Source organism: Bradyrhizobium sp. LVM 105 (assembly GCF_003957705.1).
In the GTDB taxonomy this organism is placed as follows: domain Bacteria; phylum Pseudomonadota; class Alphaproteobacteria; order Rhizobiales; family Xanthobacteraceae; genus Bradyrhizobium; species Bradyrhizobium frederickii.
In genome coordinates, this window is the sequence record NZ_QZMV01000051.1 from 1 (window position 1) to 8778 (window position 8778).

Sequence of the window (8778 nt, forward strand, 5' to 3'; positions counted from 1 at the left end):
CTGCTGACCCAGCATCACATCGTCTCGGACGGCTGGTCGATGGGCGTGCTGCTGCGTGAACTTAGCCAGCTTTACCGAGCATTCGAGGCTGGGCAGGACGATCCCCTGCCGCCGCTTGCGATCCAATATCCGGATTACGCCGCCTGGCAACGCCAATGGCTGTCGGGCGAACGGCTGCAGAAGCAGGCGCAATATTGGCGCAGCGCCCTGGCAGGCACGACCCGTCTTGTCTTGCCGACGGACCGTGCGCGGCCTGGCCAGCAGTCGTTTGCCGCGGCCACGGTCCCGATCGTCATCGATGCGGATCTGACGCGGGAGCTGAGGCGGCTGAGCCTGCAGCATGGCACGACGTTGTTCACGATCGTGCTGGCGGCCTGGGCGGCGGTGCTGTCGCGTCTGTCGGGACAGGACGATCTTGTGATTGGCGTGCCGAGCGCCAATCGGGGGCACCGGGAGATCGAAGAGCTAATCGGCTTCTTCGTCAACACCCTGGCGCTTCGGCTGGATCTGTCGGGCGAGCCAAGCGTGTCGGAGTTTCTGGAGCGGACGCGGCGCACGGTGCTGGCTGCGCAGGAGCATCAGGACCTGCCGTTCGAGCAGGTGGTGGAGATCGTGCAGCCGCCCCGCGCTCTTGATCACACGCCATTGTTCCAGGTGATGCTGGCCTGGGAGAACAATGCGCTTGGGGCGTTGGAGCTGCCGGGGCTGAGTGTCGAAGCTGCCGGGGACGAGATTGATCAGGCTAAGTTCGATCTGGAGCTGAGCCTTGGCGAGCATGGCGCGGAGATCGCCGGAACGCTGGCTTATGCCACGGCGCTATTTGATCAGGCGACCATCGAGCGGCAGCGTGGTTATCTGCTGGCGCTGCTGCGGGCGATGGCTGCCGATGCGCAGCAAGAGGTCCGCCGGATTGAGCTGCTGTCGACTGCCGAGCGCACCTATCTGCTGGAGGAGCTGAACCGAACGGCGGCGAGATATCCTGCGGAGCGGTGCATCCATGAGCTGTTCGAGGCGCAGGTCCAAAAGGCGCCGCATGCAGTGGCGGTGGTCTGCGACGATGAGCGGCTGAGCTATGCTGAACTCAATGCAAGGGCCAACCGCCTCGCACATCACCTGATCGCCCTCGGGGTTAGGCCGGACCAGCCGGTTGCGATCTGCCTTGAGCGCAGTTCGATGATGGTGGTGGGGCTGTTGGCGATCATGAAGGCTGGTGGGGCCTATGTGCCGTTGGACCCGGCATATCCGTCGGCACGGCTGCGCCAGGTGCTCAACGATGCGGTGCCCCGCCTACTGCTGACCGATGTGGCCGGCCGTGCAGCCTTGGGCGCGGTAGTGTCGGCCGATGTGAGCGTGGTGGAGCTCGATGCTGCGGCGCCGGCCTGGGCCAGCTTGCCGGATGCAAATCCTGACCCGCGCGCGCTCAGCCTAACCTCCCGCAATCTCGCCTATGTGATCTACACCTCGGGATCCACGGGCACGCCCAAAGGGGCCCAGAATGAGCATCGGGCTATCGTTAATCGCCTGATCTGGATGCAGAACGCCTATGGTCTGAAGGCAACAGACCTCGTCTTGCAGAAGACGCCATTTAGCTTCGATGTCTCGGCTTGGGAGTTCTTTTGGACTTTGCTTGAAGGGGCAACGCTGGTGCTGGCGCCGCCTGGTGCGCACAGAGATCCCGATGCATTGGTCGACTTGATCATCAGCCAGCGCATCACGACGGTTCACTTCGTGCCATCTATGCTGGTCAGCTTTTTGGATGCCAAGAGTGTTGAGCGCTGCACATCGCTGCGGCGGGTTTTATGCAGCGGCGAGGCGCTCCCTGCCGCCAGTGTGCATAGAGTTCGGCACGTATTGCCCTGGACGGCCCTGCACAATCTCTACGGTCCGACTGAGGCCGCGATCGACGTTACATCCTGGAGCTGCCCCGCTGAGTTTGATAACGCTATCGTTCCGATTGGCCGTCCAATCGCCAACACGCGGGTCTACTTGCTGGATGGTCATGGCGGGTTGGTCCCGTTCGGTGCGGTCGGCGAGCTTTACATTGGCGGGGCGGGGGTGGCACGGGGCTATCTGAACCGCCCTGAGCTGACGGCCGAACGGTTCATCGCCAGTCCCTTTGTCGAGGGCGATCGGCTGTACCGGACTGGCGACCTGGCACGCTACCTGCCGGACGGCAATCTTGAGTTCCTGGGCCGCAACGACGATCAGGTGAAGATCCGCGGCTACCGCATCGAGCCGGGCGAGATCGTAGCAAAGCTTTGCGAGCACGCCTGGGTGCGCGAGGCGGTGGTGGTGGCGCGCCAGAACGGCCCCAGTGACAAGCATCTGATCGCCTATGTGGTCTACGCGCCCGAGGCCGGCTCTGACGAGGGCGATGCAGGCACCCTTGCGGGCGCTTTGCGCGCGCACTTAAGTGCGCGGCTGCCGGACTACATGGTGCCGAGTGCGTTCGTGCGGCTGGCAGCGCTTCCGTTGACGCTGAACGGCAAGCTCGATCGCAAGGCGCTGCCGGCCCCTCGCGACGAGGCTTATGTGCGCCGGACCTATGCGCTGCCACAGGGCGAGATGGAGGCGGTTCTGGCCCAGATCTGGGCCGAGCTGCTCGGGCTGGAGCGGGTCGGACGAGACGACAACTTCTTCGAACTGGGAGGGCACTCGCTCTTGGCGGTGCAGATGATCGAGCGTCTACGGCGGCGGTCACTGCGCATCGAGGTGCGCACCTTGTTCGTCAAGCCGGTGCTGGCGGATCTGGCTGCAAGTCTGGGTCGTCATTACGAGGCGGCGGTCCCGGCCAACTTGATCACCGAGCGGACTGCGGCGATCACGCCGCAGATGTTGCCGCTGATCGAGCTGACGCAGCGTGACATCGACCGGATCATCGCCACGGTACCCGGCGGGGTTTGCAACATCCTGGACATTTACGGTCTGTCGCCGCTGCAGGATGGCATCCTGTTCCATCATTTGCTAGCGGCAAAGGGCGATCCATACCTACTGGTGTCGCAGATGGCGTTTGCCGAGCGTGGGCTGCTCGATCGCTATCTTGCCGCGGTCCAGCGGGTGGTGGATCGCCACGACATCCTGCGTACCTCGTTTGTCTGGGAGGGGTTGTCGCGGCCAGCCCAGGTGGTGTGGCGGCAGGCGCGACTGGAGGTGATCGAGATTCAGCTGGATGGCGCTCACGGCACTGGCGCCGAGCAGCTCAAGGAGCGGTTTGATCCACGTCGGCACCGCATCGAGCTTGGCCGCGCGCCACTGCTGCGGTTTGTGATTGCGCGCGAGCCCGGTAGCGCGCGCTGGCTGCTGCTGGAGCTGCAGCATCATCTCATCGGGGATCACACGACGCGCGACGTGATGCATGCTGAGGTCCGGGCGGAGCTGGAGGAGCGTGTGCATGAGCTGACGGCGCCGCAGCCATTCCGTAATTTGGTGGCACAGGCGCATCTACGTGGTGATGCCAAGTCCGATGAAGCGTTCTTCCGGGAGCTGCTGGCCGACATCGACGAGCCGACCACGCCCTTCGGCTTGAGCGAGGTGCGCGGCGACGGTGGCGGGGTTCGAGAGGCTCATCGGATGCTGCCGCCAGCGCTCCATGCGCAGCTACGCGAACAGGCGCGTCGGCTGGGGGTGAGTCTGGCGAGCCTGTGCCATCTGGCGTGGGGACAGGTGGTGGCGCGCAGCAGCGGCCGCGAGCAGGTGGTGTTCGGCACGGTGCTGTTAGGCCGGCTGCAGGGCAGTGCTGGCGCCGACCGCGCCATGGGGCTGTTCATCAACACCCTGCCGCTGCGACTTGATCTCGATGGGACCGCCGTCGAGGCGAGCGTGCGGATGACGCACGCCCGGCTGGCCGACCTGCTGGCACATGAGCATGCCTCGCTGGCATTGGCACAGCGCTGCAGCGCTGTTGCGGCGTCGGCGCCGCTGTTCAGCACGCTGTTGAACTACCGTCACAACACGGCGCCGGCTGTGCCGGGCTCCGGGACGGATAATGTCTTGTCGGGCATGGAATGGCTGGGTGGGGAGGAACGCACCAACTATCCCCTGACCCTGTCGGTGGAGGACTTTGGCGAGGCGCTGGGCCTCACTGCGCAGGTGGCGGAGCCAGTCTCGGCGGATCGGATCTGCGGCTACATGCAGCGCGCGCTCGAGCAACTGGCAGAGGCGCTCGAGCATGCCCCGGATACGCCGGTACGTGACCTCGACATCCTGCCGGCCAAGGAGCGTACCTATCTGCTGGAGGATCTGAACCGGACGGCGAGGGCCTATCCATCGGACCTGTGCGTCCATGAGCTGTTCGAGGCGCAGGTGCAAAAGGCGCCGGAGGCGGTGGCGCTGGTCTGCGATGATGAGCGGCTGAGCTATGGCGAGCTCAATGCGCGGGCCAACCGCCTGGCACATCACCTGATCGAGCTTGGGGTCAAGCCGGACCAGCCGGTTGCGATCTGCCTCGAACGCAGTCCGGCGATGGTGGTTGGTGTCTTGGCGATCCTCAAGGCGGGCGGTGCCTATCTGCCGCTGGACCCAGCCTATCCCAGCGAGCGGCTGCATCAGGTTGTCGACGATGCCGCGCCGAGGCTGCTGCTTTGCGACGTCGTCGGTCGCGCAGCACTCGGCGCCGAAGTGCTGACCGATGTGACGGTGATTGATCTGGAGACGGCGACCCCGCCCTGGGCCGAACGGCCGGCTTCAAACCCTGACCGGCGGACGCTTGGCCTCACATCGGGCCATCTTGCCTACGTGATCTACACGTCAGGATCAACCGGATCCCCGAAGGGGGTCATGGTTCAACATCAGGGATTGGTCAATCTGCTGTCGGCTCAGGTCGGGCTCTTTGGCGCGTCTTCCAACAGCCGAGTCGTGCAGTTCGCCTCCATTGCTTTTGATGCAAGCGCTTGGGAGCTTCTTATGGCGTTTGGCTCCGGAGCCTCTTTGCACTTGCCTTCGGAAGAGATCCGTCAAGCGAGTAACAAGCTATTGGAATATCTCCAAAGCGAAGCCATCACCCACGCGACATTACCCCCAGCATTGCTTCAGACAAGCGAGGATCTGGAAGGTTTGACCTCACAAGTTCTCATTCTCGCCGGAGAGCTGCCGAAGCCTGAACTCATCCGAAGTCGGACCCCAGCATCAATTTTCAACGCTTATGGCCCGACCGAGGCAACGGTCTGTGGAACGATCTGGACTTGCCCGGCTGATTTCAATGGGTCGGTGGTCCCGATCGGGCGTCCAATTGCCAACACGCGGGTGTACCTGCTGGATGGTGATCGCGCGCCCGTGCCGTTCGGTGCGGTGGGCGAGCTTTACATTGGCGGGGCAGGGGTGGCGCGTGGCTACCTGAACCGCCCTGAACTGACTGCCGAGCGGTTCATCGCCAGTCCCTTTGTCGAGGGCGATCGGCTGTACCGGACCGGCGACCTGGCACGCTACCTGCCGGACGGCAATCTGGAGTTCTTAGGCCGCAACGACGATCAGGTGAAGATCCGCGGCTACCGCATCGAGCCGGGCGAGATCGTGGCGCGGCTTTGCGAGCACGCCTGGGTGCGCGAGGCGGTGGTGGTGGCGCGCCAGAGCGGCGCCGGCGACAAGCATCTTGTCGCCTATGTGGTCTGCGCGCCCGAGGCCGGCTCGGACGAGGGCGATGGAGGCGGGCTGGCGGGCGCCTTGCGCGCGCACTTGAGTGGCCGGGTGCCGGACTACATGATGCCGAGCGCGTTCGTGCGCCTGGCGGCGCTTCCGTTGACGGTGAATGGCAAGCTCGATCGGAACGCGCTGCCGGCCCCTCGCGATCAGGCCTATGCGCTGGCGGCCTATGAGTCGCCGCAAGGTGCGGTGGAGACGGCGCTGGCGCGGATCTGGGCCGAGCTCCTTGGTGTCGAACGCATCGGACGCAACGACCACTTCTTCGAGCTGGGCGGCCACTCGCTCCTGGCGGTGCACCTGCTCAGTCGAGCATTAAAGTTTGGGCTGAGTTTTAGCGCCACCGACCTCTTCCGGGCTCCCGTTCTGAAGGAGCTTGCATCAAAGATTCGTTTGCAGGTGCAACCCAGTAACTCGGCAGTGGTTTCCGTTCGACCGACCGGATCGCAGCCACCGCTCTTCTTTGTCCCCACAGGTTGGGGAGATTATTCCTATGTCCTCGGTTTGGCGGCGGAAATGGACGCAGACTGCCCGGTCTACGCTCTGCCATGGCCCCCTTTCGATGACGTTTGTCCACCGACACTTGAGGCGATGGCAGCGGAGGTGATTGTTGCAATTAAACAGATCCAGCCACGTGGCCCGTACCGCTTGGCCGGATACTCATCAGGTGCAATCCTGGCTTATGCTATTGCCGAGCAGTTACTGAGCATTGATGAAGTCGTGTCATTCATTGCGTTCATCGATGTTAGCCCACCTGCGGCTTCAAACGCGTCACTTAACCATTTGGCGCGAGAATTTGTTTTGGATCGTTGTGGAATCTTACGCGACGAACATCGCGAGGTTTTGGCACGCGACACCGAACAATGCTCAATCTCTGAGTTGCTTGAAAAGGCGCAGCAAATCGGAGCGTTAGCTCCAGATTACGATCTCCACAGTTGCGCTTCAATGTATCTAAGGATCGCGACATTTCACCAGGCGCTGCAGTCTTATCGCCTTCGGTCGCTCCCGATTGAAATACACCACTTTTATGCCAATGAGCCTCTTGTCAATCGTTGGGTATCAGCTGACAAACAACTTGATCGCGACTTGCCGAGGCAGGGCTGGGACCGGGTCCTGAATGCTGGGGCTGTTCATGCGGTACCCGTTCCAGGCAACCACGAGACAATGGTGAGCAATCCAGAAAACCGCCGAGTTCTGGCTCGAGCCATTTCCACGGCCTTGATCGGGACTGTTGAACAGACCCAAAGAACTTCTCCGAGGGCTCAGGGTTCGAAGGTTGTCTAGGGCCGCAAACTATTCACTACTTGTGGCATACGGACCTCTCGTGCACTGACTCTGCTCTATGACATCGCGAGCATCCTTATGCAGCCACAGTCGCCGGTCGTGAACTTTCCAGCAGGGCTAGGTGGACCGGCCATCGCGCGTCCTCAGGCGCTGACGTCGGCCATGCCTGCGATTGGCACTGTGGCCTTGTCGCCCCGCAGCAAGCACGGCAAGGTTACTTGTGAGAGGTTTCTCACTCCTGCCTTCGGGCGCTCGATCCGGAGCCGTCCGTGCGCCCATCTGTTCCAGCAAAGCAAGAAAGGCCCGGCCTTTGTCCGTTATGATCCACTGTCCGGGTTCTCGCGCAACCAGCCCTTGTCCGAAAATGTTGAGATCCGGCGCCCGCTCCGCCAATCGCTTCATACGATCCGTCCACTCCGGACCGCTGGTGTAGTACACCGCCAGGTAATCCTTCAGGACAGCGAGACTCGCACAGCCCTCCGGTTGGCCAGCGAGAATCTTAAGTATCGAGACCTGAAAACTCAATTTCTCCGACCAAACGCCTCTTAGCGCGGCACCGGCCGGACCCCGCGCTCGACTTCAAAACTAGAGCCTGAAAGAAATGCTGATGCACGGACCATCCGGCAAATTTGCATGAAGCTTAGGCTGTGCTTTGTTGTCTGGGGGGACCCTTTTTGAAGCAATCTTCGGCCTTTCCTGGATGGCGTGCAGGCTGTCGAGCATCGAACCTGACTGATGGTGGACAGCCCGGAGCTTTGCGAAGGGAGCTTGTGCGTCTCACGTCAGGTCTCGCGAGCGAGAGTTTTCGACTAAGGTCGACCCCGCAAGAAAGCTGAAGACTACCATACGCGCGTGAATGTATCGGCGCCCTTTAGCTTGCTGGGCTTGCCGTTCTTATCAACGTAGAACAGCGTCCATGACGTTGGCATTTGAGGACCGTTGATTTTTCCAACCCAGCGGGTGAGAGAATTGCACTGCCCAAAAGTAACAACAAAATACAGTCCGGTTGGACGGACGGCTCCCGATGCGGGATAAGGGATACCCTGGCAGGCAAACCCTTGAGCATGGTTTGTGAAAGTACCTTGTATGGTCCCGCCATTCGTGGACCAAACAAACAGTTCCGACCCCCGTTCATTCTTCCAGTATGAGGGCGCAGGAAGTCCCTGCGCGCCCGCCTGACCGACGGCCAAGAAAAACTGACCGATCAACAAAAATGCCAGAAGTCTCTTCATAGTGAAGCCCCCAAACTCGCCTGAAAACGGCATTCGGGTCACCAGTCTGATACAATTTCCGGTGACGTTTGCTGCTCTTCTTTCGCGTCTGGTGAAGGAATGCGGCGCACATGCAAGAGTTCACGCTGGAACTCGGCGTCGCTCCTCGGCCCTGCATCGGTGGGACGGTGCGCCCAAGCGGCCGAACTCCAAGACCATCATAGGCTAGCTGTCCGTCATGAGTTTAATCTCTAGAGGCAGAGGCAATTACTACACCGATAGCGGGACTTCCGGCGCGCACCGCGCCTCGCCCGCAGCTCTTGACCGGTGCCGATTATTACGTGAACGAGAAGCATCAAAGTCTGGGAATGGCAGCTGAGAATGATAGAAGTGATTGAGGCGAGCCCCTCGGAGTTACCGCGCGTATTGCACAAAAACTCATGGCGCTTGTCTTGGATTCTCGCGCTCGTGGTCATCTCCTTTGGTCTGTGTGCCGCGGCAGCCTATGTTGAGCTATGCAGAATTCTGGGTGACGAGGTGATCAGGCGGCGTGGGTTGCCGGCATTTGGATAACCTCGATGCCATCGTTGAATCTGACACCTGCGATGATCTTCGGCAACTGATTTGTGCCTTTGAGCCGCCGCCAGGT

General features: G+C 61.7%; 2 protein-coding genes. One reads left to right on the forward strand and one right to left on the reverse strand.

The annotated features are described in order from the left end of the window. On the forward strand, positions 1 to 6918 hold a 6918-nt coding region (locus D6B98_RS38995; RefSeq protein ID WP_126262179.1), incomplete at its 5' end, for a non-ribosomal peptide synthetase. Positions 6919 to 7757: 839 nt separating this feature from the next. Here the strand turns inward: D6B98_RS38995 and D6B98_RS39005 are convergent. Then, entirely contained in the window at positions 7758 to 8150 is a 393-nt protein-coding gene (locus D6B98_RS39005; protein WP_126262181.1) for an avidin/streptavidin family protein, read from the reverse strand. Positions 8151 to 8778: the final 628 nt, after the last annotated feature.

Excerpts from the sequence above, each read along its gene's own strand:
- D6B98_RS39005 (WP_126262181.1), bottom strand. The coding sequence starts at position 8,150 with ATGAAGAGACTTCTGGCATTTTTGTTGATCGGTCAGTTTTTCTTGGCC.